This window comes from Halorussus rarus, from assembly GCF_003369835.1.
In the GTDB taxonomy this organism is placed as follows: Archaea; Halobacteriota; Halobacteria; order Halobacteriales; family Haladaptataceae; genus Halorussus; species Halorussus rarus.
This window is the reverse complement of the sequence record NZ_QPMJ01000002.1, coordinates 1,090,751-1,115,097: the sequence shown is the minus strand read 5'-3', so window position 1 is coordinate 1,115,097 and position 24,347 is coordinate 1,090,751. Positions and strand designations below refer to the sequence as shown.

29 protein-coding genes are annotated in these 24,347 nt (G+C 57.7%); 17 read left to right on the top strand and 12 right to left on the bottom strand.

The window, feature by feature from the left end; translation table 11 throughout:
• The first annotated feature begins 11 nt into the window (after positions 1 to 11).
• Together DVR07_RS13840 and DVR07_RS13835 are read left to right on the top strand one after the other, a co-directional pair.
• Positions 12 to 719, top strand: a complete 708-nt coding sequence (locus tag DVR07_RS13840; RefSeq protein WP_115797862.1) for an Nmad3 family putative nucleotide modification protein — start codon at positions 12 to 14, stop codon at positions 717 to 719.
• Between the two features lie 51 nt (positions 720 to 770).
• On the top strand, positions 771 to 1,472 hold the full coding sequence (locus DVR07_RS13835; RefSeq protein ID WP_162829571.1) for a hypothetical protein: 702 nt from the start codon (positions 771 to 773) through the stop codon (positions 1,470 to 1,472).
• Positions 1,473 to 1,704: 232 nt separating this feature from the next.
• On the opposite strand, the gene DVR07_RS13830 is transcribed toward DVR07_RS13835, so the two are convergent.
• Positions 1,705 to 2,058 carry a DUF7344 domain-containing protein gene (locus DVR07_RS13830; protein ID WP_205254533.1) on the bottom strand — a complete coding sequence of 118 codons (354 nt, stop codon included), beginning with the start codon at positions 2,056 to 2,058 and terminating at the stop codon, positions 1,705 to 1,707.
• Between the two features lie 110 nt (positions 2,059 to 2,168).
• Positions 2,169 to 2,825 carry a helix-turn-helix domain-containing protein gene (locus DVR07_RS13825; RefSeq protein WP_115797860.1) on the bottom strand — a complete coding sequence of 219 codons (657 nt, stop codon included), beginning with the start codon at positions 2,823 to 2,825 and terminating at the stop codon, positions 2,169 to 2,171.
• 196 nt (positions 2,826 to 3,021) lie between these two features.
• Between DVR07_RS13825 and DVR07_RS13820 the strand changes: the two genes are divergently transcribed.
• From DVR07_RS13820 to DVR07_RS13810, 3 genes are all read left to right on the top strand, one after another.
• On the top strand, positions 3,022 to 3,663 hold the full coding sequence (locus tag DVR07_RS13820) for a helix-turn-helix domain-containing protein (RefSeq protein WP_115797859.1): 642 nt from the start codon (positions 3,022 to 3,024) through the stop codon (positions 3,661 to 3,663).
• 187 nt (positions 3,664 to 3,850) lie between these two features.
• Positions 3,851 to 4,102, top strand: coding sequence for a HalOD1 output domain-containing protein (locus DVR07_RS13815; RefSeq protein ID WP_205410990.1), 252 nt, complete (start codon positions 3,851 to 3,853; stop codon positions 4,100 to 4,102).
• Positions 4,099 to 4,284, top strand: coding sequence for a hypothetical protein (locus DVR07_RS13810; protein WP_115797857.1), 186 nt, complete (start codon positions 4,099 to 4,101; stop codon positions 4,282 to 4,284). Before DVR07_RS13815 ends, DVR07_RS13810 begins: the two co-directional genes overlap by 4 nt.
• Before the next feature lie 74 nt (positions 4,285 to 4,358).
• Here the strand turns inward: DVR07_RS13810 and DVR07_RS21700 are convergent, their stop codons facing one another.
• Positions 4,359 to 4,619, bottom strand: a complete 261-nt coding sequence (locus tag DVR07_RS21700) for a DUF2270 domain-containing protein (protein ID WP_162829570.1) — start codon at positions 4,617 to 4,619, stop codon at positions 4,359 to 4,361.
• Between the two features lie 108 nt (positions 4,620 to 4,727).
• Here DVR07_RS21700 and DVR07_RS13805 point away from each other — a divergent pair, with 108 nt between their 5' ends.
• Together DVR07_RS13805 and DVR07_RS13800 are read left to right on the top strand one after the other, a co-directional pair.
• Positions 4,728 to 5,930, top strand: a complete 1,203-nt coding sequence (locus DVR07_RS13805; RefSeq protein ID WP_115797856.1) for a CBS domain-containing protein — start codon at positions 4,728 to 4,730, stop codon at positions 5,928 to 5,930.
• 213 nt (positions 5,931 to 6,143) lie between these two features.
• Positions 6,144 to 6,347, top strand: a complete 204-nt coding sequence (locus tag DVR07_RS13800) for a hypothetical protein (protein WP_115797855.1) — start codon at positions 6,144 to 6,146, stop codon at positions 6,345 to 6,347.
• A 286-nt stretch (positions 6,348 to 6,633) separates the two neighbouring features.
• Here the strand turns inward: DVR07_RS13800 and DVR07_RS13795 are convergent, their stop codons facing one another.
• The 4 genes from DVR07_RS13795 to DVR07_RS13780 all read right to left on the bottom strand — a co-directional run bounded on the left by DVR07_RS13795 (position 6,634) and on the right by DVR07_RS13780 (position 10,331).
• Positions 6,634 to 7,233, bottom strand: coding sequence for a DUF5789 family protein (locus tag DVR07_RS13795; protein WP_115797854.1), 600 nt, complete (start codon positions 7,231 to 7,233; stop codon positions 6,634 to 6,636).
• Between the two features lie 148 nt (positions 7,234 to 7,381).
• Positions 7,382 to 7,810, bottom strand: a complete 429-nt coding sequence (locus DVR07_RS13790) for a DUF7539 family protein (protein ID WP_115797853.1) — start codon at positions 7,808 to 7,810, stop codon at positions 7,382 to 7,384.
• A 99-nt stretch (positions 7,811 to 7,909) separates the two neighbouring features.
• Positions 7,910 to 9,718 (bottom strand): SLC13 family permease, encoded by a 1,809-nt coding sequence (locus tag DVR07_RS13785; RefSeq protein WP_240147542.1) that lies wholly within the window; start codon positions 9,716 to 9,718, stop codon positions 7,910 to 7,912.
• Positions 9,719 to 9,929: 211 nt separating this feature from the next.
• Entirely contained in the window at positions 9,930 to 10,331 is a 402-nt protein-coding gene (locus tag DVR07_RS13780) for a CBS domain-containing protein (RefSeq protein WP_115797851.1), read from the bottom strand.
• Between the two features lie 339 nt (positions 10,332 to 10,670).
• Between DVR07_RS13780 and DVR07_RS21695 the strand changes: the two genes are divergently transcribed.
• The 3 genes from DVR07_RS21695 to DVR07_RS13770 are packed head-to-tail and all read left to right on the top strand — an operon-like array spanning position 10,671 to position 11,954.
• Complete coding sequence (locus tag DVR07_RS21695) at positions 10,671 to 11,093, top strand: DUF6166 domain-containing protein (protein WP_162829569.1); 423 nt, start codon at positions 10,671 to 10,673, stop codon at positions 11,091 to 11,093.
• Between the two features lie 48 nt (positions 11,094 to 11,141).
• Complete coding sequence (locus DVR07_RS13775; protein ID WP_115797850.1) at positions 11,142 to 11,444, top strand: CopG family ribbon-helix-helix protein; 303 nt, start codon at positions 11,142 to 11,144, stop codon at positions 11,442 to 11,444.
• A gap of 12 nt (positions 11,445 to 11,456) precedes the next feature.
• Entirely contained in the window at positions 11,457 to 11,954 is a 498-nt protein-coding gene (locus DVR07_RS13770) for a hypothetical protein (protein ID WP_115797849.1), read from the top strand.
• 735 nt (positions 11,955 to 12,689) lie between these two features.
• Here DVR07_RS13770 and DVR07_RS21690 read toward each other — a convergent pair.
• Positions 12,690 to 12,887: a hypothetical protein gene (locus DVR07_RS21690; RefSeq protein WP_162829568.1), complete on the bottom strand. Its 198-nt coding sequence runs from the start codon at positions 12,885 to 12,887 to the stop codon at positions 12,690 to 12,692.
• A 332-nt stretch (positions 12,888 to 13,219) separates the two neighbouring features.
• Here DVR07_RS21690 and DVR07_RS13760 point away from each other — a divergent pair, with 332 nt between their 5' ends.
• Both DVR07_RS13760 and DVR07_RS13755 read left to right on the top strand, forming a co-directional pair.
• Positions 13,220 to 13,867, top strand: coding sequence for a type I 3-dehydroquinate dehydratase (locus DVR07_RS13760; protein ID WP_394338819.1), 648 nt, complete (start codon positions 13,220 to 13,222; stop codon positions 13,865 to 13,867).
• A 919-nt stretch (positions 13,868 to 14,786) separates the two neighbouring features.
• Positions 14,787 to 15,461 carry an MBL fold metallo-hydrolase gene (locus tag DVR07_RS13755; protein ID WP_115797846.1) on the top strand — a complete coding sequence of 225 codons (675 nt, stop codon included), beginning with the start codon at positions 14,787 to 14,789 and terminating at the stop codon, positions 15,459 to 15,461.
• 182 nt (positions 15,462 to 15,643) lie between these two features.
• Here the strand turns inward: DVR07_RS13755 and DVR07_RS13750 are convergent, their stop codons facing one another.
• Both DVR07_RS13750 and DVR07_RS22620 read right to left on the bottom strand, forming a co-directional pair.
• Positions 15,644 to 16,684 (bottom strand): zinc-dependent alcohol dehydrogenase, encoded by a 1,041-nt coding sequence (locus DVR07_RS13750; RefSeq protein ID WP_115797845.1) that lies wholly within the window; start codon positions 16,682 to 16,684, stop codon positions 15,644 to 15,646.
• A 118-nt stretch (positions 16,685 to 16,802) separates the two neighbouring features.
• Positions 16,803 to 17,048, bottom strand: coding sequence for a VOC family protein (locus DVR07_RS22620; protein WP_205254532.1), 246 nt, complete (start codon positions 17,046 to 17,048; stop codon positions 16,803 to 16,805).
• 151 nt (positions 17,049 to 17,199) lie between these two features.
• Between DVR07_RS22620 and DVR07_RS13740 the strand changes: the two genes are divergently transcribed.
• Complete coding sequence (locus DVR07_RS13740) at positions 17,200 to 17,673, top strand: TRAP transporter small permease (protein ID WP_115797844.1); 474 nt, start codon at positions 17,200 to 17,202, stop codon at positions 17,671 to 17,673.
• Positions 17,673 to 18,971: a TRAP transporter large permease gene (locus DVR07_RS13735; protein ID WP_115797843.1), complete on the top strand. Its 1,299-nt coding sequence runs from the start codon at positions 17,673 to 17,675 to the stop codon at positions 18,969 to 18,971. Before DVR07_RS13740 ends, DVR07_RS13735 begins: the two co-directional genes overlap by 1 nt.
• 107 nt (positions 18,972 to 19,078) lie before the next feature.
• Here the strand turns inward: DVR07_RS13735 and DVR07_RS13730 are convergent, their stop codons facing one another.
• The gene (locus tag DVR07_RS13730; protein ID WP_115797842.1) at positions 19,079 to 20,041 is read right to left on the bottom strand and encodes an AEC family transporter; all 963 of its coding nucleotides are present in this window, start codon (positions 20,039 to 20,041) and stop codon (positions 19,079 to 19,081) included.
• Positions 20,042 to 20,223: 182 nt separating this feature from the next.
• On the opposite strand from DVR07_RS13730, the gene DVR07_RS13725 reads away from it, so the two are divergent.
• Positions 20,224 to 20,661 carry a universal stress protein gene (locus DVR07_RS13725; protein WP_115797841.1) on the top strand — a complete coding sequence of 146 codons (438 nt, stop codon included), beginning with the start codon at positions 20,224 to 20,226 and terminating at the stop codon, positions 20,659 to 20,661.
• Positions 20,662 to 20,701: 40 nt separating this feature from the next.
• On the opposite strand, the gene DVR07_RS13720 is transcribed toward DVR07_RS13725, so the two are convergent.
• Positions 20,702 to 21,835: a TRAP transporter substrate-binding protein gene (locus DVR07_RS13720; RefSeq protein WP_115797840.1), complete on the bottom strand. Its 1,134-nt coding sequence runs from the start codon at positions 21,833 to 21,835 to the stop codon at positions 20,702 to 20,704.
• Positions 21,836 to 22,681: 846 nt separating this feature from the next.
• Here DVR07_RS13720 and DVR07_RS13715 point away from each other — a divergent pair.
• Together DVR07_RS13715 and DVR07_RS13710 are read left to right on the top strand one after the other, a co-directional pair.
• Positions 22,682 to 23,371 carry a 4-carboxy-4-hydroxy-2-oxoadipate aldolase/oxaloacetate decarboxylase gene (locus DVR07_RS13715; RefSeq protein WP_115797839.1) on the top strand — a complete coding sequence of 230 codons (690 nt, stop codon included), beginning with the start codon at positions 22,682 to 22,684 and terminating at the stop codon, positions 23,369 to 23,371.
• Between the two features lie 163 nt (positions 23,372 to 23,534).
• Positions 23,535 to 24,311, top strand: a complete 777-nt coding sequence (locus DVR07_RS13710) for an IclR family transcriptional regulator (RefSeq protein ID WP_115797838.1) — start codon at positions 23,535 to 23,537, stop codon at positions 24,309 to 24,311.
• Positions 24,312 to 24,347: the final 36 nt, after the last annotated feature.

Genomic DNA, 24,347 nt, shown 5'->3' with positions numbered 1-24,347 from the left:
GAGTCGTGCGTATGCCCCGCGCCGTCGCCATCAACGTCGGAGCCAACACCAACGCGCCCGGCGTTCGCGGTCCCGTCTTCCCCGACGGGAGCTTCGAGTTCGTCCCGATTCCCGAGGAGGCGCCGACCGGCGACCCTGTGCCGACCTATGCCGACCTCCCGCTCGACACCGACCTGCCCGCCGGGCGCGCCGACGCGCCGGTCCACCTCGACCCGGAGTTCGCCGAGTACCCCGAGTGCGAGCGCTACACCTACGGCGACCCCCACGGCGTGAAGGCCCGACCGCTGCTCGACCTGCAGGAGGGCGACTACGCCCTGTTCTACGCCACCCTGACGACCCGCGGGACGCCGGAGCGAGAGTGGATTCCGCCCGAGTGGGGCGCCTACCTCGTCGGCCAGTTCCGGCTCGCGCGCGACCCCGTGGCCGGCGACGAGTACCCCGACCTCCCCGCCGACGAGCGCGAGCGCTTCCGGAACAACGCCCACGTCAAGCGCGAGGAGTTCGACGCCGCGGTCCTGCTCGCGGGCGACCCGGCCGAGTCGGGTCTCTACGACACCGCGGTCCCGCTGAGTTCGCCCGAGCGGGGGTCCGAGGCGAACCGCGTCGTGACCGACCTCTCCAGCGATTCGGGGAAGGGCCCGTGGTGGCGCCGTCCGATGCGGTTCGACGAGTCCGCGACCGCCGAACTGCTCGAGCTGGTCGGCGACATCCGGACATAATCCGGTCGCGCTCCACAAGGCACTTGCCGGGATTGCCCGTACGGACCGTCGATGTCAAGGGGGATGGCGGTCGCGGCACTGGCGGTCTGCGTGCTCGTCGCGGGATGCGGCGGACTGTTCGCCGACGGGGAGCGAACCGAGGAACCGACCGACGGGACGACCCGCGACGCGACCGCGAACGGCGAGCGCGTGCTGGCCGCGCCGCCCGACTCCGCCGACAACGCGAGCGACGGAGCCGAGACGGGGACCGGAGGGACGGAAGGCGGCGGGACGTCGACGGCGGGGTCGACGGCAACCGCGACGAGTGGGTCGACCGGAAGCGCGACGAGCAACACGGCCGGAAGTACCACTGGTGCCGCGCTGTCCGGCCCCACGACCGCCGAACCGGCCGAACTGACGACCACCGGGCGGACGAACGGGACCGAGACCGCGACTCGGGCGACGTTCGACAGGGACGTCGGCTACGAGGTCCGGGTGTCGAACGCCGGCTCGACCCCGCGGAACGTCACGGTCCGCATCGTCGCCGCGAACGACTCCGCCGTGGCGTTCGCCGAGTCGATTCCGCTCGGACCGAACGAGTCGGTGACGTTCGACGTGGTCTTCCCCTATCCGGGCGCATTCGAGACGGAGGTGTCGGTCGGTGGCGAGACCGAGACCCGGCGGTGGGAGGTAGCCGAACGGAACCCCGACGAGGCGCTGTCGGTCCACGTCTCGGAGTCGGGCGAGGTGTATCTGGGATTCGTGGCTATTTGATGGAGTTGGCCCTCCACGTGTCTGGGGTCGAGGATAGAAGTGCTTGGAGTGCGTCGGCCGGGAATTGAACGGCGGACTTCGACCAACTCAAACGCCGACCGAAGCGGTGTGCTGCATCACGGATTGGTCGCCAGCTCCGCTCGCGAACCGCCCCGGACTCGAACGGGTCGGCCCTGAACCGCTCACGATAATCCGGACCGTTCCTGCTTGGTCGTCGACGTGACGGGCGGAGTCACCGGCGAGTTTCGTACGGGGCAATCAGCGCCAGCAGTTCCTGGCCCAGTTCGTCAGCGACGTTTCGGACCTGCTCGGTTTCGGCATCGTAGGCGATCATCCCGCACGCTTCCAGTTTTGGGAGGTGGGTATGATGGAGTGCAGCGCGGACGCGTTGTCGCTGGTCGCCGTCCGATGGTTCTCCATCTCGCACGCGTTCGGCAACATGATCTGTGACCGTACTCACCTCCATTACGTCCCCGTCAGTGCGGTTCAGGGCCTGAAGGACGGCCCGTCGGTGGTCGTTGGCGACGGCCGAGAGAACCGCATCGGGGGAGATGGTGTTTCTCGTCTCCGCGGAACTGTTCGTCATTTAGTTACTCCGAACGGGGAGCGCGCTGTGTTCAGCGGGCGGTGCATACGCATTAAATGACCTGCAAGCTCCGTGGGTCTTCGCCATGGTGCACAAGGGAGATCGGCGTTTCACTCCGCCGGTTCGGATGGAGCGAGCGTGTACGTGACCAGCGCTACGATAGCGCGACGGAGTCGTTCCGTCACGGCCTGATCGGAGATTCCGAGTTCGTCCGCGAGCTCCTTCGTGGTACACCCCCTCGGGATGTCGTAGTATCCCATCTCCACGGCGAGCGTGATCGCTTCGCGCTGGGGCTCGGTCAAGCCGTACCACGGGCCCGCGTCGGGTTTCGTCGGGTTGTACACCCGAGTCGCCTCTACGGAGACCTGCGCGTCCTCACAGTGTGCCGTGAACTCGCTGAGGGCGTCGTGGTCGGGAAACCGGAGCTCGAAGTCCCACGCTTCGGGAGTTCCGATGGCGCTCAAGAGCTGTCCGTCGCTCTCGTTGATTCCTCGGAAGACGTGGTCGTGGTTGGCATCCCAATCGAGCGTGAAGAGCGTCCGGTCCTCGAACACGTCCACCTCCGTCGCGTTGTTGACTGCCGGATGGCGTTGGACGGTTTCGAGAAACGACTGCCGCGTCGAGTTGTGGATCCAGAACAGTGGAACGGTGGCCTCCCCGATCGGGACGAGGGTTTCGAGTTCGATCGACGTGACGCCTTCGACGCGGAGAATCCGTCCGAGTTCGAAATCAGCAGATGGAATCCGAAATTCGACAATGACACTCATTACTCGCTCTTGGTACCTTGGTTGGTCATGCCCGTACAAAACGGGGCGGCATGGTACACCAAGTCCTCTCGAAACCAGTAGTGAACCATCCCCCAGTCTCGCTCACCACGTCGTCCCCCGTCGCGTGTGCGGCCAGCGCAATCCGGCTTGAACATTACCCGCGCGGGTTATCTGCCTTCGTGTCGTACCGTTCGGTATGGCGACCGTGATGGAATTCACGAGTCCGGCAGACGAGTTTCCACTGGGGACGATCTTCGAGAATCTGCCGTCGGTGACAGTCGAACTGGAGCGACTCATCCCGCACGAGACTCTGATCATCCCGTACTTCTGGGTTCGCGGCGCGGATGCCGAGGACATCGAAGCCGCGTTCGAAGCCCACGCTGGCGTGACCAACATCAACCTCATCGATAGCGTCGACAACGAGTATCTCATGCGCGCCGAGTGGGACCAGGAGTACGTCGGCGTCCTGAGCGCCCTTGCCGAAACGCATCTGGTCACGCTCTCGGGAGTCGGGACGAGCGATGGGTGGAAGTTCGAGGTGCGCGGCGAGAGTCAGGAGGATATCAGTGAATTTCGATCCTACTGCCAAGAGAACGACATTCCGATCGACATCACCGCCGTACACGCGCTGCTCCCGATACAGGGCGAGGGATACGAGTTGACGGACACCCAGCGAGAAGCGCTGGTGCTGGCCTACGAACGCGGGTACTTCGATTCACCGCGCGAGGCGTCGCTCGAAGACGTCGCCGAGGAACTCGGCATCACCCAGCAGTCGCTTTCCTCCCGACTGCGACGCGGACATCGACGGCTCATCGCCGCGACGCTTATCAGGCAGTAGGTCCGACCGCAGCGTAGCGCACTTATATACTCTCTGTATAATCAGTGGCCAAGATAACCCGACCGAGGCCGCTAGGATACGCGTAATGATTGCTACGCCGATCGGTGTCGAGTTGGACTCGGAAACGTATGATCAGGCGTCGGAGACGCATCGATTCGAGTACGACCAGGAGACGATTCTCCCCAGCATGGCCGTCGTGGCGGCGCTATCGGAGGTGGTAGACCGAGACCCGATGGAACTGGAACCGCTCCACGATTACCTCGATGCTGACGCGCTCGACGAACTCGTCCGCGTTCGGGCCACGACGGACGGAGATATCTCGGTCACGGTAGCCAGAGAGGAGTACGCGATCACCGTCCACAGCTACGGTACCGTCTCGATCGCTCCACTACGACACGACCGATCCGACACCTCGAACGAGGATGGAGCTCGCCAATGACTACCGAAGAGACCCCGCTCACGTCTGCTGACGCGCTGAACGCGGAACTGAGAGCACTTCTCCGGCAGGCGTACGCCAACGGTATCGACGTCGAAGGGGGCTGGGAGTGCCGGAACGGTACCGAACATCCGGACTGGGACGTAATCGTCACCGAAGTGGAGAAGAACGAGGAACCAGAGTAAACGTACTCGTCCCCGTCCCCCGATTGGACGGGTCTACTCGCCGTCGAAGTCCCTCCACACTTCTGGGTCCACCTTCACGAAACTCTCCTTCGCGTGCCGCTCCCGGGCCAGAACGCGACTGCGAGCGCCGCCGCGGCGAACGTCGCGACGGTCCCCGACGACGAGACCGGGAACGGCAGCGATTCCGGCAGCCTCGAGCCAATCCCGTCGAGGCGTAAATGCGGTGATCGGAAGGCCCACGCGACGAGGAGCACCCCGAGCGAGGCGGGGTAGATGCGTCGAAATCGGTTTGCGAGTGCCTCGCCGCACGTGACTTCAGCGTCGGCGTCCGGCAATCCTCGCTGAGCTCGGCTCGCCAGTTGGGATGCTCGACTCCCCGTCTCGCATCTCACCGAAGGGAGACAGGCATAACCGTCCAGCAGCCCACTCACTAGAGAGTGACCATGAACATCTCAGAGATCCTTTCGCCGAAGTTCACCGAGTTCGACGTCGGGACACCGCTCTCGAAGGTCGCCGGCGCGTTCGAGAACCAGGAACTCGATGCGGTCGTCGTGACGGACGGTGACGAGTACCGCGGCGTCGTCAGCCGCCGACAGCTGGCCTCCTCGTCCAACCAACCCTCGGCGAAGGTCGGTTCACAGGTACAACACGTTCCGACCGTCGACCGCACCGAGGACGTTCGCGAGGTCGCGCGCCTCATGATCGGCAGCGACGCCAAAACGCTCCCCGTGCTCGACGACGGCGAGGTCGCCGGTGTCGTCACGGCCGACGCCGTCCTCGAAGCCGTCCGTGAGTTTCTCGATGCCGCGACCGTCGAGGACGCGTACACGGAGGAGTTGATCAGCGCGACCCCGGAAACGACGATCGGAAAAGCCCTCAACACGCTACGCGAGGCCCACATCGCACACCTGCCGGTCGTCGACGAGGGCGACCTCGTGGGGATGTTGAGCCTGTACGACGTCGTCGAGTTCACGACGCGGGGCGGGACGAAGAGTCAGGGTGGATCGTCGGGGAGTTCCGGCGGCCGCGGCGGTCGGAGCCACGGCGGCGCCGGCGCGCGCGAGGGCGACTCCGACCGGATGCTCGACCTGCCGGTGCGGAACCTGATGTCCGATGCGGTCGCGACGGTCCGGCTAAACGCACCACTCGACGAGGTGGTCGCAACGATGTTCGAGCGGGAGATCTCCTCGCTCGTCGTCACGGCCGACGGGAGCGACGAACCGGTCGGCATCATCACGAAGACGGACGTCATCGAGGCGCTCACCTGGGAGCAGGACGACCAGCGCGCGGTGCAGGTGTTCGGACTCGACCTACTCGATGAGATGGACTACGACGACGTTTCGGCGCTCATCGAGAGCGTGACCTCGAAGTACGGGGACATGAACGTCATCAAGGCCAGTATCGAACTGAAAGAACACAAGGAGCGATCTCGGGGCGTGCCGCTGGTACTGGCGCGAATTCGACTGGTCACCGACCGCGGCTACTTCACCGCCGACGGTGAGGGCTACGGCGCCACCCACGCGCTCCGTCTCGCCGCGAACACGGTCGAGCGCCAACTGCTCAAAGGGAAGACCTACGGCCAATCGAAGAAACGGCCGGACACTCGCGAGCAGGAACAACTCTACGGCTGGTGGCTCGGCGGATAAGACGGACGGCGTCCCTCGATTGCGAATCTGGTTTCGCAGGACAATTCATGGCATCGTCCAAGGATCAGTAGTTTCTGTCCGAATGTGATCTGCGAGTCGAGTATCGGTGTCAATCGGTCGTTCCATCCTCGCTGCTCGGTGACCGGTGGACACAAATATACCCTCGTCCACCAGGCCATAGAAAAATGGGGTTCGCGTGCGTTATGTTACCGCATGCAACAGCAGGCATCCGTGGAGATCACACCGCGGGCCGACGAGGAGGACCACACACTACCGACCGACAGTCGAGTTCGGGAGCTGGCAAGCGGTCATCTCGAAGGAGCGCTGGACGCGGATGTACGCTCGGAGAAAGATTATCACATCCGGTCGGCGTTACAGGCGCTGGTGATTGCCGAACGAACCGTCTCGACCGACTGAACTGTCGGCTGACGCTATCCTCTATGACTTTCGCGCCGGATTTCGCGTATCGCTACTCTGCCCACCACTTCTGGCCGTACTGCGGACAGAGAGTGGGTTAAACACCTCGACAGCAGCAGCGGGAGTCCCTGTCTTCGGGGACTATCTCATCCGCTTCGGACGTCTTCGTCTCCTCTTCGTCGGTGCCCTACCGGTTGTCTTCCTGGACTCCTCTTGGGCTATGGTATAACGCGCGTATTGCGCACGGTTGACTATCGGCGCTCACGGCCTGCTGGTGATAATTCGTCTATATGCCGAGCCACTCGTCGTTCCGGACCTGGTACCCGTTCGACCGGCAGAACTTCGCTGCTTGCCGGCGGACCGCCCGGGACCCCGGAAGCTTCTCTTTGGCACGGACCTGCTCGACGATCCAGTCGCTGATAGCCCGCACCCCTTCGTCGTCGTCATCGGCGTCGATCGTTTTGAGTTCCTGGAACGTCTTCTCGTAGGCCTCGCGCTGTGACCCCCGGAAATCGGTGTTCGGAAGCGTCCGACTGGCTTCCACGACCCGTTTCATGGCGGCGGCGACTGTCGGCCGCTGGACCCGCATTCGGACGGCAGCAGGAGAATCGAACGTCTCTGCGTCCGTGTCCGGAATCAGTTCCTCGATGGCGTAGGTCCCGTCGACCGATTCGACCTCGCGGTCGCCGACCGCATCGACGACCTCGGTTCCCGTCACCGGGAACTCTAGCGATTCGAGGTCCGACCCCAGGTCGGCGAGCGCTCCCGCGTCGACCGGTGGCTCCGCTTCGTCCCCTCGCTCCAGTTCCTCGGCGATGCTACGCTCTCGCTGGCGTCTGTCGGCGTCGTCCGCTTGCTCGTCTCGCCCCGATTTGTTGTCTGCCATCTCGTAACATTGGTGCTCTATTCGGATAGTTCTGTGGTCGAGGACAGGTGTTCCGAATGCGACGGGCGGACATCGAGACCGGGGTTCGGCGACTTCGCCGCCGATTACCCGGTCCAGTCCGCGGTCGACGAACCACGAGACTGCGCGGCTACCCCTGCGTCCGGCGGGCGAACTCGTCGAGTTTCGCCTCGACGAGTGTCGCGACGCGCTCGCTGTACTGCCAGAGTGCCGCATTGAGTCGCTCCTCGGTCTCGTCATCGAGATCGTCGACCCCTCGAAGTACGGAATCCTTGGTAATCTGTGGGTGATACACGCAGACGACTCCGAGTGACGTGTCTGCACCTGTGGTCCCGGCGGTGTGGATGCCGTACTGGTCCGTCCCCCAGACACCATCGCCACCCTGTCGCTCCAGTTCGGAGTCGAGTGCATCGAGAAGTCGCACCTCCTCGGGCGAGAGGATCGGATCGTCACCTTCGAACAGTTCGGTGTACGCTTCTCTCCGGGCGCTCTTCGTCCACTCGTCCAACTGGGAACGGGCCCGCACGACGAGTTGGCGTTCGTCTGGAAACTCGACCATGCTCCGAGGGACGACTGCCAGGTCAATCAACGTTCGGACACCTCCGACGAACGGTGGACGTGTGACCGCGGCACGGGATAGCGAGCCAGACCGTGCGAATCACGCCTGGACGCCCCAGAAGAACGCGATTCCGAGGACGGTGACGATCGAGAGCATGAACTGCAACGGTGCACCGACGCGGAGGAAGTCCGAGAACGTGTAGCCACCGGGCCCGTAGACGAAGAGATTCGTCTGGTAGCCCACGGGCGTCATGAACGCCGTCGACGCCGCGAACGTCACGGCCAACACGAACGCAAACGGGTTCGCCCCGATTGCCTGCGCAGCGTTGGCAGCCACCGGGATCATCAACACGACGCTCGCGTTGTTGCTGATGACGCTCGTCAACAGGCCGGTCGCCAGATAGAACACCCAGAGGACGCCGATAGCCGGCAGGAACGTCGCCGTCGAGGCGACGGCGTCCCCGAGAAGTGCGGCTGCCCCCGTCTGCTGCAGGGCGATGCCGAGCGGAATCACACCGGCGAGCAGGAAGATCACGTTCCACTCGACGGAGGAGTAGAGTTCGGTCGGCTCGAGGACGCCGGTAAAGATCATCGCCACCACGCCTGCCAACGCCGAGACGACGATCGGGAGGATGTTCAGCGCCGGCAGCGCGACGACGCCGGCGATGATGGCGACCGCGAACGGGATCTTCTCGCTCCGATAGGTCGCCTCGTCGAACTCGTGGGCGACGATGAAGTCCTCGTTCTGAACGAGTCGCGTGAGACTATCTGGCGGGGCCTGCACCAAGAGGGTGTCGCCGACGCGGATGTGGATGTCCTCGAATCGGTCGCGGACGACGTCACCACGGGTCCGGAACGCGAGGACGTTCGCGTCGTAGCGCTGTCGGAAGGTCGAACTCGCCAGGGTTTCGCCGACGAGGAACGAACCGGACGGAATGACGACCTCGACGAGGACGGGCTCCTCCTCGTCGGGGTGGAGGTCGTCTTCGGTCTGGGGACCGCCCGAGAGGGCGAGTCCTTCCGCGTCGATGATGCGTTCGAGCGTCTCTCGGTTCGTCCTGAGTCGGAGCGTGTCGTTCGCCCGAACCTCCTTGCGCGCCAGCGGGTCGCCGAAGCGGTCCCCGTCCCGAAGCAGTTGTAACACGTCGATGTCGAGGTCGTCGTCTCCCAACGCCTCGTCGATAGTCTGCCCGATCAACGACGAGTTCGGAGGAACGACGACGTCTGCGAGGTACTCCTGGAGGGCGTACTCTTCGACGAGGTCCTCGTCGGCCGGGATGCGTTCGGGGAGCAACCAGACGCCGACCGTCATGAGATAGAGGGCGCCGACTGCGAAGACGACGACGCCGAGTTTGGTGAACTCGAACATCCCGAACGCGGATAAGTCGAGGGCGGGTGACTCTGCCCCGAGCTGGGCCGCGATGTCGCTCGCGAGGATGTTCGTCGAGGTGCCGATGAGCGTCAGCGTCCCCCCGAGCATCGAGGCGAACGATAACGGCATGAGCAACTTCGACGGTGAGGTCTTGCCCTCGTGTGCGAGATCGGCGATGACCGGAACCAGAATGGCGACGACCGGCGTGTTGTTGATGACCCCCGAGACCGGGCCGGTGACGCCGATGGTCGCGGCGAGTTGCTTGCGCCGGTCGGTCCCGGCGAACGTGGCCATCTTCCGGCCGAGAAACTGGACGATGCCGGTTCGATTGATTCCGGTACTCAGAATGAGCATGGCCAGTACGGTGATGGTCGCGGGGTTAGCGAAGCCCGAGATGCCCTCTCGGGGGGAGATCTGCGTCCACGGCTCGAGCACCATCAACAGCACCATTATCAGGATGGCGGTGACGTCGATCGGGAACCGCTCGGTCGCGAAGAGCACGAGCGCGAGGAGAATGAGGGCGAAAACGACGAGCATATCGCCCGTCACCGAGGCCGAGGCTGGGCCTTGGAAAGCCGGCGACGCTACGGAGGAAGACATATCGAAACGAGACGCTACCGAGGGAAAAGGACTGGTATCTACACCGCCCGCTCAACCGGGCGCGTCTCCCAGCAGGAACGTGACGGCGTGTTCGAACCGGCCGAGAGACGGCAGTACACCCCTGGTGACTGCCGGTGGCCGCGGCCGACTACGACGGACTCGGCTCCCCCCGGCTCGAGAGATACGCCGCCAGGTCCGTCGTCGTGACGACACCGATGACCTCTCCCTCGTCGACGACCGGGACGTGTTGGAAGCCGTGTTCGATCATTAGATCCGCGACGCGCTGAATAGGTTCGTCCGCAGTGGTCGTGGTGACCTCCGTACTCATGGACGTGTCGACGGTCGCGTTCGGGTCGGGGTTCCCTTCTGCGACCCGTCGGATGAAGTCAGTCGCAGTGAGTATTCCTTCGAGCCGTTCGGTGTCGTCGACGACGACGACCGAGCCGATACCGTTGTCGAGCATCGTCTGCCCGGCGTTCTGGAGTGACGTGTCGGTACCCACGGTGTGGACAGGCGACGACATGAGGCTTCCGACGAAAACATCGTCCATTCGCGAGTGGAGTGCGTGCACGCCAAAAAGGGTTGTTACGGAAGCACGAGCGTGGGAGGAGAAGCCCGTCGTCTCGCGAGTGGTCGATTCACGGACAGCACCACTCGACATCGCTCGTCGACGCCTCTCCGCATCGAAGGGCGTGCTCTCTCCTCGTCTTTCCGGACTCGTTTGTTCTCGGGTTTTCTCGCTTTCGGACGCCTCCGGAATTGTCATCCTCGGGAGTGAACACGGGGCAATCTTCGCAGGAGTCGATAATCGCCATGTAAGAGGGGTAGAGTGATGGCTTCTTTTCCCCAGTTTGGTATTTGAATACTCAGTGATAATATGTGTGATATTATGTGGGGAAATGATGTTGAGTTGCCGGAGTTGGAACGTCCGTCTGAAACCCCGTATCGTGGTGGACGGGAGGGACGGCTTGTAGGGTGCTACGATTCCGGGAGAGATATCGGTAGAAGGTATGTTCCGGATGTGTATGTTTCTGAGCCGGGTACTCACTTGGAGTTTCCGTTGCTTCCGCGGAGGGAGCTAAGTAATTCGGCTCCGCAGGCAAGCTTTGAATGGGGTTACTCGGATCACGGTCCGTACTTGTTGGCGGTTTCGCTTGTTGCGGATGCCTACGGTGATGGTGAACATGCTCTTACGTACCAGACTCAAGCTGAGGAGTTAATTGACGGGCTTGACGAGCATGACGACTGGGAACTACTTGCGAAGGAACTCGATGACTTCATCAGAGGATCTAGAGTTGACGGCTCGGGCTAACGCTTATAACTCTGTAAGTACAATGTGTGTACAAAGAGGGTTTTGTATATGGGAACAACCAGAGTCAACTTCCGACTGCCCGACGAACTCGTGGAGAAAGCAGACGTCGCCGCAGAAGTCACGCACAAAAACCGGACCGACATCATCGTCGAGGCGCTCCAAGACTACCTGGAAGAGGTCGAAGACGACGAGAAATTCAAAGAAGCGGTTATAGAGCTCTATCTTGACGACCAGATCGGCTTCGACGTACTAAAAGAGTTCATCGGACGGCAAGATGCCGAGTCCGTCCGGGCATCTAAAACCCTGCTCGATCAAGGTGACGAACTTGCCGACGAACTCGCCGAACTATAGGCCCCTATTTGAATGATTGTCGCCGATACCAGCGCGCTCATCTCGCTTGCTACAGCCGACACACTTCAACTCGTTCTCGAAGAGTTCGACGTCCACACTACTGAAACCGTTCTTGAAGAGCTGGAGAACACCGCAGAGTACGACGATAGCCATGGAAACGCGGCAGAGAATGTGCTCGACCAACGAGAACAGCTGACTGTTCACTCGACCGAAGATCCCGAAATCGAATCGTCACGGATCGACGATGGCGAAGCCACCTGTACCGTTTTAGTGCAGGAGTTGGAGGCTGAGTTCCTCATTACGGATGACCTCCGTGCACTTCCCGAAATTCAGGCCTTGACCGATGCCCGCGTAGCGATATCACCGATTGTCTCGAAGGCGCTCGTGAAACGCGACGTCCTCACCCATCGTGAAGCAGAAACCCGACTGGATTCGATAGCTGAAACGCGGGACTGGCTTGGAGCACCAATCTATCGACGGGCAAAGAACCTCTTCGACGGCGATAAGTAATCCAGGGCTGTAGCCCCGTATACATCATCCGCGAACTTGAAGCGGCCCACGACGGCGTAGCTCAGGGACGGGTACGGGGCCTTCCCAGCGTTCTGTTCGCTAGCATAAATCTTATCCTTCTCACAGCACTGCTTAAAACACATGAGCTCTCGAACAACTAAGTGTCCGGTCTGCGGGGGACGGGTTCACGAGTACGAGGAAATACGGACTGTCCACCACAACAATACGTACCGCTTCTGTTCTGACGAGCACAAGGAAGAGTTCGGCCGGGCCCCCGAGCGGTTTCTCTGACCGGCCGTTGGGGGATGGGCAATCGTCAGTCGAAAGCCGGCTGCGACCCCGACAGGAGCAAGGCCACCTCGAGATCCATATCGAGTCGCTCCTCTCTCCGGTGAACTCGACTATCGTCAACTCTACAGCCCTCGCGTCAACCGGCCTGTTAAGTGCCAGCCGGTTCGGAGTGATGGGTCCGAGGATCTCATAGACACCCAGCGTTCTCCTCGTCCACCCGCCCGTGGAAGGCCCCGATCTGGGTCAGGTCGAGCGATGTCAATTAGGTATCACTGACGAAGAGATCAGATAGGTCGAAACTAGGCTTGCCGTAGCTGTCCATATCAGTGCCGTCCGAAAGGGCCGCTTAGTCGGTATCCACTATCAGTACTAGACTCAAAGTGCCGTTTAGCGACCAGCACGAAGTCGCCTACATTCTGGTGGTCGATGCCATGAGCTGGGGTTTCACTCGTGATGTCTCCTCCAAGGCCTTTCTACGTCTGTCAGGCTAGCCGGAACTGTCGAAAGATTGCTGTCCATCCGGTGCACCGCTTTGCCGAGCTCCGGGTCCCCGAGCTTAAAAAGCAAATTGAGGACTATTAGATTCTCAACGTCTCCCTGTCCTTGTGAGACCCCAGCTAAGGCGTTCTGCGCCATCTTCACGTCCAACACAGAGGTAAGTACCTTGACGTATTCGTTTATTTTGGTGGTGTCACCCTCTAAATGGGGATTTGGTTGGCGTATTCAGCTCTCTTGCCGCGTGTTTTTGCATGTGTCAGTGAATCTCTGACCGGCACGCCCGTCAACAACTAGGGTAAAAGATATAAGGTGATTATATCTTGCTGGGGCGATTAAAGATTCGAACTGGAACTTTTTTATGCAGCGGGTTGTTAAGGCTTCACATGGATGTTAACGAGTTCTCCCTTGCAGCAACAACGAACGATCTTACACGAGAGCCAAAAGCACGGGGGGTAGCGGACATTCTTGAATTCCGGATGGATTGCGCAGAAAATCCGCTATCGCAACTTTCTGCATACGATGGTGAGCTTCCGATTATTGCTACTAACCGAGGTAAGTGGTTCGGTGGTAAAGCAGACGATTCTGGGCGACTTGATCACTTATTCGATGCAACACGGTTTGAGGCAGTTGAGATGGTGGATATCGAGCTAGAAACAGCGCGAGGAAAAAAGTGGATCATCAATGAATTTCGAGAAAATAATGTGGAATTGATAATATCGTTTCACGAATTTGAAGAGACTCCTAAACAAACGGTTCTTAATGCTATTATTGAGGATTGCGCGAAATACGGTGATATAGCTAAAGTTGCCGCATTTGCTGAGAATCAGACTGATACTCTTCAAATGTTAGGAGCAATTAACCAAGCGACAAGAAAAGGAATCAACGTCGCAGGTATTTCAATGGGAGAAATCGGAAGTCACACTCGAGTGATCGGTCCACTTTACGGCTCCAAACTTGGATACGCGCCATTGAAATCAGACACAAGTGAGTACGCACCGGGCCAGATATCTCTCCATGAGCTCAAATCTCTAATCGAAAAGGTAGAAGAAGGTGGAAAAGATGTTAATGCAATAACTGAATTAGAAGGGAATTCTGCTATTCCACAGTTTAGTCAGACTGACTAAGAAATCCTGCGTAAACGAGTTCTATATCTGGATGGGGCCTAAATATTTTAACTTGATTATATTAAAATCAAGTAGTGTTTTTCTTTGAAAATAGAGCGCAAAGATGAATCTGTATGCTCACAACGGGAACGATGGGTATAAAGTTCACGATTTACATCGGAAATCCCTGTAGAGTGCGCAGAGAACCTCGTACTTCCGACTTCTCGAATCGTCTAAAGGAAAAAGACAGCATGAACTGGTTCCTGAACGTCGTCGCTGATCTACAACTGCTTGAAGACCCTGAGTAGGTGAATCTGACCAATTGCTGGGACGATACCTTAACAGATTATTACCAGCGCTCGTTAATTTGCTCTACAGTTCCCTGCACTAATTGCGGAAACAACGACGCTCATCATGTGCAAGGTATAGTTTCGATAATTTTGAAATCCAATTGGGATTCGGGGCCCTGAATAACAACATTAGTCTTGTTATTCAGATTTTGGTCGGTGGTGGGGAAGCATAGTGGATTCAATTATATTGGAAGAGATTTGGTGATCTCTCTTACCTCGGAGGGGAGGAAATAGTGACTGACGAGCTTGGTTGATAATGATTGAGAATGACGTATGGCATCAAGTGAGAAATTCATGCTGTGAGTGGCGCGAATCTCTTAATAGAAAGAGTCAGTTTATAAAGGAATCAAGACGAAGAAAACCGCACACCTTGGATTGCAATATTATTGAAAGAGTGCCGTGGCCGGTGCGAGTGAACCGCCTTCCATTTATTCACCTATAACTCAGAATTAGAATTCCCCCAATGGAGGCCCAATCTTGGTACTTTGCAGTATTGATAACCCGGTGAAATATCCTGTATTACTCGAGTTACCTATCTGCCTGCTCACCTCATCGCTAGTCTTAATTAGGATAATCTCCAAAAGGTGTGTATGGGCGCCGAAAATGTGGTCGAAGGAATCGACCAGATTCAATTTGAGCATGTGCGTGTGTTCGTACTGGAGGACATGCCCGAGAGCGGGCAAATTACCCTCATCGACACTGCGTTCGACGAGAACGGTCCAGAGTTGGTTGAGACTCTTCGATCGGAGTACGGAAACGTAGATCGCGTAATCCTCACCCACGGTGATCATGGACACCACGGAGGGCTATCCCACGTAGTGGAGGCATTCTCCCCCGAGCTTGTGATGCCAGCAGACGAAACGAAGCTTTATACTCACCTCGAAGAAGAAGGGATTGACATCGAACCCGACGTCGCTTACGAGGATGGCGACCTGCTCGACGGGAACATCAGGGTAATTCAGGTCCCAGGACACACGGAGGCAACGTCAGCTCTTCTTCTTGAGAACCGGGGAATCCTTATCTCCGGTGACGTACTAGATGGTTCTGACCGTGCCGGTCTGCCACCAGGTTATCTACTTCCGCCCCCGGCACTGTTCAACCAGAGTCATGAAGACGCTGAACTCAACCTCTACAACCTGCTGGAGTATGACTTCGATACCCTACTTGTCTTCCACGGGTCACACGTATTCGAGGACCCAAAGGCGAAACTTGACGACTTCCTCGTCGAGCGTGAGTGGAACGATTGGGATCCGCGGAATAATTGATCAAGTTCTCTGTAATCTCTGCTGACGAGCCAAGACTTGCCGAATAGTGCGGCAAATTGAGGGAAGAAACACTTGTTACTGCATTTGTCCCCCTCAACTTATATTTCCCGCTACCAGTTGCTGGGCGGACGAAGGCTAGGGTTGCGTTACGCTGCGAGTTCAATCGATTAGCGAATCGGAGGCTATCGAAGGACGGACACGTCGAAAACGGGCTTGCAGGTTTCGCCGGAAAGAAACGCCTCGAATGCTTCCTCGGCGTCAAGGAGACTGAATCGATCGTCAAGGAACGTTTCGTGGTCGATGTCGCCAGAGGCCATCAGCCTAAATGCGCGGTCGAAATCCTGGAACAGGGCACTGTAGGAGCATTGGAGGTCGATCTCTGCGCGGACAAATGGCGTCGAAGGGAGCGTCGTGTCTCCTGCTTGTCCAATTAGGACGATCTGTCCGCCTTTCCGGACCTCTTCAACTGCCATCGGGAGCCCCGAGGGGTGCCCAGTCGTATCGAAGACGACGTCGTAGCCGACGCCGTTGGTAAACTCCTCGCGGTACACCTCGAGGTCGGTCTTTTCGATATTGATCGTCCGAAAACCCAACTTCTCTGCAAGGGGCAGCCGATAGCTCGTATCTGGACCGACGCCGGCGACAGTGACTTCTGCGCCCTGGGCACGTGCGACCTGCGCGGTAAGAAGGCCGATTGGACCAGGACCAGCAACGAGGACGTGATCGCCTGCGCCGACGCGGGAGTTCTCGATGACTGCACGGGTACAGACCGCGGTCGGTTCCGCCAGCGCGGCGTGCCGCGAGTCGAGACCGTCGGGAACCGACTGGAGGGACGCCTCGGGTGCGACGATGTAGCCTGCGTAGGCGCCGTCACGATCGATGCCGGTGAGCTCGATGTTATCGCAGATGTTCTCCATTCCGATCTGACACTGATAGCACTCCCCGCAGCCCCGGATTGGCCGCTCGACAACGCGGTCACCCGGAGTAAAGCGAGCAACGTCGGTGCCGATTTTAACGACTCGCCCGGTATATTCGTGTCCGATGATTGTAGGCGGATTCATCCGCTCGAATGCCGATTTGAATTCGTAGATTCCGGCGTCGCTTCCGCAGAGTCCGGCGTAATCTACCTCGATCAGTACCTCGTCTGCCGCTGGTTTTGGTCGCTCTATGTCGATAATTTCCATACTTCCGGACTCGGAACGAGTCTTAGCTAGCCCGCGCATACGAAAAGGTAGGGGTTCTCGTATTTTTATCTTTCGAGGCGCAGAGCGGATTAGTCGTCGTCCTCTAACCCACACCCCGAAGCGTGCATCTGTTGGTGGCTGTGGGAGTATATTTCGATCATGTTACCGAATGGGTCCTTACAATAAGTGAGCAGGTATTTTTCGGAGTCCCCGTAGAGTCGCCACACCACTGCATAGTGATCACCTCCAGACTGAGCGATTCTGTCGGCAAGTGCTTCGACGTCCAGGGGCCTTTGAGTCGCCTCCAACCGAGGACCTCAGTGTACCATCGTATTGCATCCTCAATGTCAGGAACTGTTAGGCCGACATGAGCGAGACTTCGCGGATACTGGTTAGAATCCATGACGCTCTATTCTACATACTTGGTAAAAAGGGTGACCCGAACATGGAGAATCAGTCAGTTTCCGGGATTACAGCATTTTAGGGCGTATACCGAGCAACAAGGCCATTATACTATGCAAAGCTTTTATGATTCTTGCTGGAAATGCACCAGTATGGAATCGGATTGGTTCGACAGAATCACCGTGGCAATCGGTGTGATTATGTTGAACATTATGTTGGTTGTAGGTACCGTCCAGGTGATGAGTCGGTACGTAGAATTCCCAATCGCGCTCTATTGGACCTATGAAGTAGCTAGAACCATTCTTGCGATGATGTCAATTATCGCGATTCCGTACCTGTTTAAGAACAACGCAGACATCTCCTTCCTGCCCGTTCTCGAGAGAGTGACCTCGCGCACCGATCAGCTGCTACTCGTTAGAAATGCGCTAATGGGCATCCTGGCAGTTGTACTGGTTTGGTCGGCGTACGTCGCATACGGGACCGCAGGGGACACTAGTCTGGCGATGATTGACTGGTTCAAGGTCGGTTGGGGGTATCTTCTCTTCGGTGTAGCCTCCGGTCTGCTCTTTGTGATGGTCCTCAGCGATACGAAGCGGCGGATTAGTGAGATGTTTGGAGGGGCTTGATGTCTGAGATACTCCTTGCCGCGTTCATTGGATTGCTGATACTCCTGTACGCGATCGGCGTACCGGCTGCCTACTCGCTTGCACTGACTGTTCTGACCATTATGGTGCTTCCTATTGGACCAGAATTAAACTTCATCGTAATCACCCAGCGCTTCTGGGCGGGGATGACCTCCTGGGTGCTGCTAGCAGTGCCGTTTTTCCTCATGGCGGGGCGAATCATGAATATCACCGGGATCACCGACGATATGTTCAATTTCGCTACCGAACTGGTCGGCCCGATTCGAGGGGGACTCGCCCTCGTGAATGTCGTCGTAAGCCTGATATTCTCCGGAATGAGCGGTTCTGCCGTCGCCGACGCTGCAGGTATCGGTAGCGTTGAATACGAGGCAATGACGTCGAATGGATACGACGGAGAATCGGCTGTTGGAATCACTGGTGCCTCTGCGATTATCGGCCCGATTATCCCGCCAAGCATTCCAATCGTCGTGTATGCCGTGTTAGCCGAGGAATCCATCGGGACGTTGTTCATTGCTGGCGTCGTCCCAGGGCTGCTCATGGCCCTCGCAATGGCGGTCACGGCCTACTACTTGGCACGAAAGGAAGACTGGCCGAACGAGGGATCGTACGACCTCCGGCAGCTGCTGGAATCGTTTGTAAAGGCCATCCCAGGTCTAATCGCTCCGGTAATCATCATTGGCGGGATTCTCGCCGGTGTGTTCACCGCCACGGAAGCGGCGCTCGTGGCAGTACTGTATTCGATCTTCGTCGGATTCGTCTACTACCGGTCCATTACTCTGAACGATCTCTATGAGGTGAGCAAGAAGACGTTCGAAGATACCGCCAGCATCGTGGTCATCTTCGGCTTTGCGAACCTGTACGCTTACTGGCTAACACTCGCTGGGATTCCCGATTTCATCGGCGATATCATTACTGGTCTCGGCGCAGGACCCGTAATCACGATGCTAGCGCTGGCTGCCGTGCTACTGATGCTTGGGACGTTTATGGAGGGGATGGCGGTGCTTCTGATTATGGTCCCAATGCTGGTTCCGCTGTATCCTGAATTAGGTATTGATCCGATCCACTTCGGGATTGTGATGGTCGTGACGCTAATGTACGGTCTGATCACGCCGCCGTTCGGGCTGATTCTGTTCGTGCTTGAGCGAGTGACTAACGAATCGCTTGATCAGGTCATGCGGTCAATGATACCGTATTATCTCCCGCTCGCGCTAGTGCTGCTTGCGATTATTACGATGCCAGAGTTGGCGCTGGCACTCCCCAGGGCATTTGGCTTGATCTAGAAACCGCTCTTTTTCCGGCTATCTTCTTTCTTGGATAGAATTGATTTATTTCGATTGGGTTTTCTTTCGATAAACTCCGTTTCCATCTTTCAATGAGTATTTTCAATTCAAATGAGAACCCCCGACTTCAGCAGTGTAACTACCACCGTAAGGACCGGAACCGACGCCAGCGTCGTAACAAACACATTTGCGGAGATGAACTCCGGGAGAGTCACTCCTCCGACAGTCCGGTCACTTGCGAACTCAACGACAAAGATTACCGGAGCTACCGCGACCGGCATCCAAGTGAGGAGTACGAATACCTGCGCAACCGCGTTATTCTGGAACCCCAGTGCCATCGTGACAACAAACCCAACGAGTGGCGAAACGAGGAACCGGAACGCCGTTGGCGTGACTGTCATGGACAGCGCGCCGCCGTATTGCGTCTCTGAGAGCTGAATCCCGAGGATTATGAGCATCACTGGAATCGACGCTTCGCCGACGAGTCCCAGCGTCTCCATTACTGCCGACTCGGGGTCGGGGACGATACCAACAGCACGGATGAGCACGGCGAGCGCAACAGCATAGACGAGCGGGTATCGGAAAACTCGCTTGAGATTAGCGTATTCGGACTGATCTCCTGACGAGAGGGCGATGAATAATCCTAATGTGAACACAATTGTACCGTGGACGGCCGCGAACAGGACCGCCGTCTGGCGTCCGATGTCACCGTAGGCGAAGTCAGCAAGTGGAATGCCGAGTGCGCCCGTGTTGCCGAAGACGGTGACCAAGAGGAATGTACTCAACACCGGCCCATCCTTGGCGGTGAGTTTCGCATACATCCAACTCACCGCGACGAGAGCAGCTAAAAATACACACACACCAACGGATACCTTGAGGAGAGCGTCCGCACTGAGTTCTGTGAGTGCGATACTATGAACAGCTAGGGCTGGTGTCAATACGTAGAGCGATAGCGTGTTAAGGGGACCGGGGTCGATGTCTTGGAACTTGTTCAATAGGAATCCTGCCCCCAAAATCAGGAGTATTGGAAGGATGGAGGATACGATAACCTCCAGTGCAGATTGTACCATGTTGAGAAATCGACCAGGGTGCAGAAAAAATTTTCTTTGGGGTTAGTCCGGCCGACTCAATCGTTTTTGACGGAATACGTATAACCTGCCTTCAGATTGGAAGGCGCAATAGAAACGGAACTGGCTAATGCCGTGGACGAACCCGGCTAAGTTATAATACAGACGAGGAAATATATTGAAGTATGGTTATCGTTGCAGCGGTCGACCGTTCGGATCAAGCGCGAGGCGTCATCAGCGAGGCGGACACCCTTGCCAAGAAGTTCGACGATACTGTCCATGTCCTCCACGTGATGAAGCGGTCGGAGGCCATTCAGGCTGAGGACGACAGCGGCGGAGACGATGCTGTCTCCGTTGACGAACTTCGGGGCCAGGCGGCGAAAATAGCCTCCGAATTACTGGAGTCGCACTCGACAACCGCCAAGGCAGAAGCGGTTGGCCGCATCGGCGATCCGGCAGCAGAAATCGTCGCGTATGCGGACGAGCAGGACGCGCGATACATCGTTGTCAGTCCACAGCGGCGGAGTCAGACTGGAAAGCTCCTCTTCGGGAGCGTCGCACAGTCGGTACTTCTGAATGCAAGTTGTCCGGTCGTCTCGCTACGGGCAGAATTGTTCGACTGAGTGGGACGATTAAAATTGTTCGGTTGAGCGGGTCGACCAACTACGTCGTCGTGGTACTCTGGGTCGTGGAACTGGCGAGATCCTGTATCTCGCTGATGTTGACCGCCCACGTGTTCTGAGACAACTGCTCCAGCGCAGGCATTGCGGCCTCAACGAATGCGTCGCGGTTGACCTCTTCCGCCGGAACAACCGTGGTTCCCTGCTCCTCTGCTTGGTTGTACAGTTCTTCCTCTCGCGATTTGATGTCGTTCGTCATCTTATCAACCGCGTCGGCAGCGGTCGACGTGATGAGCTCCCGGTCCGCGTCGCTCAGGCCCTGGAAGAACTCCTCATTGTAGAGGAAGTGCTTCGTGTCCAACAGGTGGTTCGTGACGCTGAAGTGCGACTGGACCTCGTAGAGACTGACAGCCAGGAACTGCGAAATCGGACCCTCGGAGGCATCGACAACGCCCGTCTGTAGTGCCGAGTACAGCTCGTCGTAAGCGACTGGGGTGACGTTGGCACCGATTTCATCCCAGACCGTCGTCCACGTCTCGTACTGCGGAAGACGCAGCTTGAGGCCCTGCACGTCCTCGGGACTCGTGACAGCGGAGTTGCTCGTAAAGCATCGGTTGCCGACGTAGAAGGCGTCACCGAGTCTGATTCCGTTCTCGAGGAGGACTCCGTTTAGTCCGTCCTCGGGCTTCAGGAACTCCTCGGTGACCGCCCGATAGTGTTCCATATCCTCGATGACGAACGGGTCGCCTGCGAATGAGTATTCGGAGGCGAACCGCTGTGAGAGCGCCGTCGGACTCTCATGAAGAATATCAACCGTCCCCGCTTCAAGGGCGGAAAGGTTGTCTTCAGTACCACCTAGGGTGGCGGCCTCTATGTTGAAGGAGATGCGGCCATTGGTCTGTTCTTCGATTACACTTGTGAAGTGCTCCTGGGCCGCTTGGACCGAGATGTTCTCGGGTGGTTGGGTAAACGCGAACGTGATCTCCATTTCTTCGCCACCGCCGCCACCGCCTCCTCCAGACGTAGTGGTCTGGGTCGTGGTGTTCTGTGTCGTGGTACTATCGTTGTCTTGGTTGTTGCTACCGGCACACCCGGCGAGTCCCATCGTACCGACAAGGGCAACCCCGCCGCTTTTTAACACACTCCGCCGTGACGTTGGCTTTGGCTTGCGAGCCATACCCAAACGAAATTACCTAATGGCTAATAAGGATTGTGCAATATTTCATGAGTAACTACATCTTAGCTACTCTACGTCTCTCGAACGGCAGTTAAATAGTCGATACAATATATTTTCTGTATTCATGTATCCTGTTTAGAGGTCGGAGACAATTTGGCATTAGAATTCGTCCGGAACCGGCGAGGTGACTACAACGAACTAACTGTTCGCGCTGTGCGGCGACCGTGGTCGGAGATCTTAACGAAGACAGTGAAGAAGGGACTCGTATCATCCATAGTAAAACATGTAACTAAAGTATAGTGAGCAGTTTCTCAGAATAATATCCGGCCACTGACGATGTCCGAAAAGCGCCTCTGGCGTCGTACATATTTACGGCACTCCAAAGTTGCGACGAAAGTCTTGTTAACTGAACAGACGGACCGTCAACGGCCTCTACCCACTCATCCTGTGAGTGGCCACGAACAGGCGGTGATCACTGGCTCCGTAGCCTGCTCGCTTCTGACTAGAGAACCGCGTCGCTCAGTACCGAGTGAAGTACTGGGATGCCAATGATTCGCCTGACATCGTTCTCTACTTCCAAGCGAACTTCCCTCAGACTTCGGTTCTCCCGTGGTGCCGGTGTGCGGTGTCACGGTGAGCTACTCGGACGCAGGTTGTAGAGGCAGGTCATTCGCTACGAGCAAATACATCCCTTGGCAATAGGCCGGACTAGGTGGTCGTCACCTTGTGTGCGCGGTGTCGAACAACGCTTTTAGAGCCGGTTCTCCGTCTCGGTCGAGGGCGAGCGCCAGCGCCATATCATCCGTCACCGACAGGTTGAAGAATGCGGTCACCGTCGCCGGGAGTATGCACACTGTCAAGAACGATGTGCAGCGACCGGATCCGGAGATCGTTGAGGCATTCGAAGAGATTCCGAGCACAATCGTCTCGGACGTTACCGGCAACGTCGGCCTGACGATGGACGCTGGAATCAGGCCCGCTTATGACGAGATCGAGATGGCAGGTACGGCGATCACAGTCAAGGCTGCGCCCGGCGATAACCTGATTATCCACAAGGCTATCATGATGGCCGAGCCAGGTGACGTCCTGGTCATCGACTGCGACGGCTACACCGACACCGGACATATTGGGGAACTAATGTGCCGTTCTTGCGCCGCGAACGGACTCGCGGGGCTTGTGATTGACGGGGCTTACCGCGATAGCCGAGAAATTACAGAAATGGGATTCCCCGTTTACGGCCGTGGTGTGAACCCTCAAGGACCGCTTAAGCAGGATCCGGGATCGATCAACGTCACAATCTCATGTGGCGGTGTAAGCGTCGACCCTGGCGACATTGTTGTTGGCGACGACGACGGCCTGGCGGTCATCCCCGGTGACGGTGCTGAGAAGGTGCTGGAACTTGCCCGCGAAAAACTGGATGCCGAGAGTACTACCCGCAAGGAAGTGGAGGAGGGCGCGTACCTCTTCGAGATTAATGGCTACGACCAACTGTACGAAAATCTGGAGGTCGTTGGACCTGAGGATTCAATCCAATAGGAGGGACGTCGGTCTAGTAGGGTAGGTATCAAACACTCTCGAACTCGGCGGGGAATTCGAGTTGGACGTAGCGAGATAGTACGGAGAGATTCACCGGTTAGTCTAATTCAATACTATTGAAACACCTCGGAGGGCTTAAGAGGATGTAGAAGGAGGAGTTCGTATGGAGAATTCGGACGAATCGGGCGCACGCGGGCTAAAGAGCGTCGAGAGATCGTTCGATATCGTTGAATATCTGGAAGGGAAGAACGGCGTGACGCTCTCAGAGACGGCTGAGGACCTCGGGCTAGCAGTGAGTACGACCCACATCCACCTCAAGACGCTTGTCGAATCAGGGTACGTGGTCAAAGAAGAGGGTGAGTACCGTTGCAGCTTCGAGTTCCTGCGAACGGGTGGGCAACGCCGTGACTCGATGGCGTTGTACCGGGCTGCGAAACCTGAGCTTGACGAACTACAGGAAGACACAGGCGAGCACACCAACGTCACAGTGATGGAGCGTGGGTATGCGGTGCAACTGTACAAGTCTGAAAGTCCCGGGTCTATCGACGATGACGCGTCTCTCGGGGACCATTTTTATCTCCACCTCACAGCGACCGGGAAGGCGATGCTTGCGACGCTGTCGAATGAACGCGTTGCAGAGTTACTCGACAAGCAGGGGATGCCGGCGCTAACCGATGATACGATTACTGACGAAGATGTTCTCTATGAGGAGTTAGAGACGATTCGCGAGCGCGGCTATTCCATTAACCGTGGCGAACATTTCCCCGGTGTCTGTGCCATCGGGACGGCCATAACCTCTGAGCCAGACGGAATGCTCGGCGCAATCAGCATCAGCGGCCCCCAAAGCCGATTTACGGACAACCATATCGAGGAAGAACTTGCTCCAGCGCTGCTAAATAAACAAAATATCATAGAGCTGAAGGTACAAAAGTACAAATAGGACCATTTCGCTCGGTCTCGAACGTTACCAATTCGG

Bases quoted from the DNA above. Each gene is read 5' to 3' on its own strand.
- DVR07_RS13840 (WP_115797862.1), top strand. From the start codon at position 12: ATGCCCCGCGCCGTCGCCATCAACGTCGGAGCCAACACCAACGCGCCC.
- DVR07_RS13835 (WP_162829571.1), top strand. From the start codon at position 771: ATGTCAAGGGGGATGGCGGTCGCGGCACTGGCGGTCTGCGTGCTCGTC.
- DVR07_RS13830 (WP_205254533.1), bottom strand. From the start codon at position 2,058: ATGACGAACAGTTCCGCGGAGACGAGAAACACCATCTCCCCCGATGCG.
- DVR07_RS13825 (WP_115797860.1), bottom strand. From the start codon at position 2,825: ATGAGTGTCATTGTCGAATTTCGGATTCCATCTGCTGATTTCGAACTC.
- DVR07_RS13820 (WP_115797859.1), top strand. From the start codon at position 3,022: ATGGCGACCGTGATGGAATTCACGAGTCCGGCAGACGAGTTTCCACTG.
- DVR07_RS13815 (WP_205410990.1), top strand. From the start codon at position 3,851: ATGGCCGTCGTGGCGGCGCTATCGGAGGTGGTAGACCGAGACCCGATG.
- DVR07_RS13810 (WP_115797857.1), top strand. From the start codon at position 4,099: ATGACTACCGAAGAGACCCCGCTCACGTCTGCTGACGCGCTGAACGCG.
- DVR07_RS13805 (WP_115797856.1), top strand. From the start codon at position 4,728: ATGAACATCTCAGAGATCCTTTCGCCGAAGTTCACCGAGTTCGACGTC.
- DVR07_RS13800 (WP_115797855.1), top strand. From the start codon at position 6,144: ATGCAACAGCAGGCATCCGTGGAGATCACACCGCGGGCCGACGAGGAG.
- DVR07_RS13795 (WP_115797854.1), bottom strand. From the start codon at position 7,233: ATGGCAGACAACAAATCGGGGCGAGACGAGCAAGCGGACGACGCCGAC.
- DVR07_RS13790 (WP_115797853.1), bottom strand. From the start codon at position 7,810: ATGGTCGAGTTTCCAGACGAACGCCAACTCGTCGTGCGGGCCCGTTCC.
- DVR07_RS13785 (WP_240147542.1), bottom strand. From the start codon at position 9,718: ATGCTCGTCGTTTTCGCCCTCATTCTCCTCGCGCTCGTGCTCTTCGCG.
- DVR07_RS13780 (WP_115797851.1), bottom strand. From the start codon at position 10,331: ATGGACGATGTTTTCGTCGGAAGCCTCATGTCGTCGCCTGTCCACACC.
- DVR07_RS21695 (WP_162829569.1), top strand. From the start codon at position 10,671: ATGTGGGGAAATGATGTTGAGTTGCCGGAGTTGGAACGTCCGTCTGAA.
- DVR07_RS13775 (WP_115797850.1), top strand. From the start codon at position 11,142: ATGGGAACAACCAGAGTCAACTTCCGACTGCCCGACGAACTCGTGGAG.
- DVR07_RS13770 (WP_115797849.1), top strand. From the start codon at position 11,457: ATGATTGTCGCCGATACCAGCGCGCTCATCTCGCTTGCTACAGCCGAC.
- DVR07_RS13760 (WP_394338819.1), top strand. From the start codon at position 13,220: ATGGATTGCGCAGAAAATCCGCTATCGCAACTTTCTGCATACGATGGT.
- DVR07_RS13755 (WP_115797846.1), top strand. From the start codon at position 14,787: ATGGGCGCCGAAAATGTGGTCGAAGGAATCGACCAGATTCAATTTGAG.
- DVR07_RS13750 (WP_115797845.1), bottom strand. From the start codon at position 16,684: ATGCGCGGGCTAGCTAAGACTCGTTCCGAGTCCGGAAGTATGGAAATT.
- DVR07_RS22620 (WP_205254532.1), bottom strand. From the start codon at position 17,048: ATGGATTCTAACCAGTATCCGCGAAGTCTCGCTCATGTCGGCCTAACA.
- DVR07_RS13740 (WP_115797844.1), top strand. From the start codon at position 17,200: ATGGAATCGGATTGGTTCGACAGAATCACCGTGGCAATCGGTGTGATT.
- DVR07_RS13735 (WP_115797843.1), top strand. From the start codon at position 17,673: ATGTCTGAGATACTCCTTGCCGCGTTCATTGGATTGCTGATACTCCTG.
- DVR07_RS13730 (WP_115797842.1), bottom strand. From the start codon at position 20,041: ATGGTACAATCTGCACTGGAGGTTATCGTATCCTCCATCCTTCCAATA.
- DVR07_RS13725 (WP_115797841.1), top strand. From the start codon at position 20,224: ATGGTTATCGTTGCAGCGGTCGACCGTTCGGATCAAGCGCGAGGCGTC.
- DVR07_RS13720 (WP_115797840.1), bottom strand. From the start codon at position 21,835: ATGGCTCGCAAGCCAAAGCCAACGTCACGGCGGAGTGTGTTAAAAAGC.
- DVR07_RS13715 (WP_115797839.1), top strand. From the start codon at position 22,682: ATGCACACTGTCAAGAACGATGTGCAGCGACCGGATCCGGAGATCGTT.
- DVR07_RS13710 (WP_115797838.1), top strand. From the start codon at position 23,535: ATGGAGAATTCGGACGAATCGGGCGCACGCGGGCTAAAGAGCGTCGAG.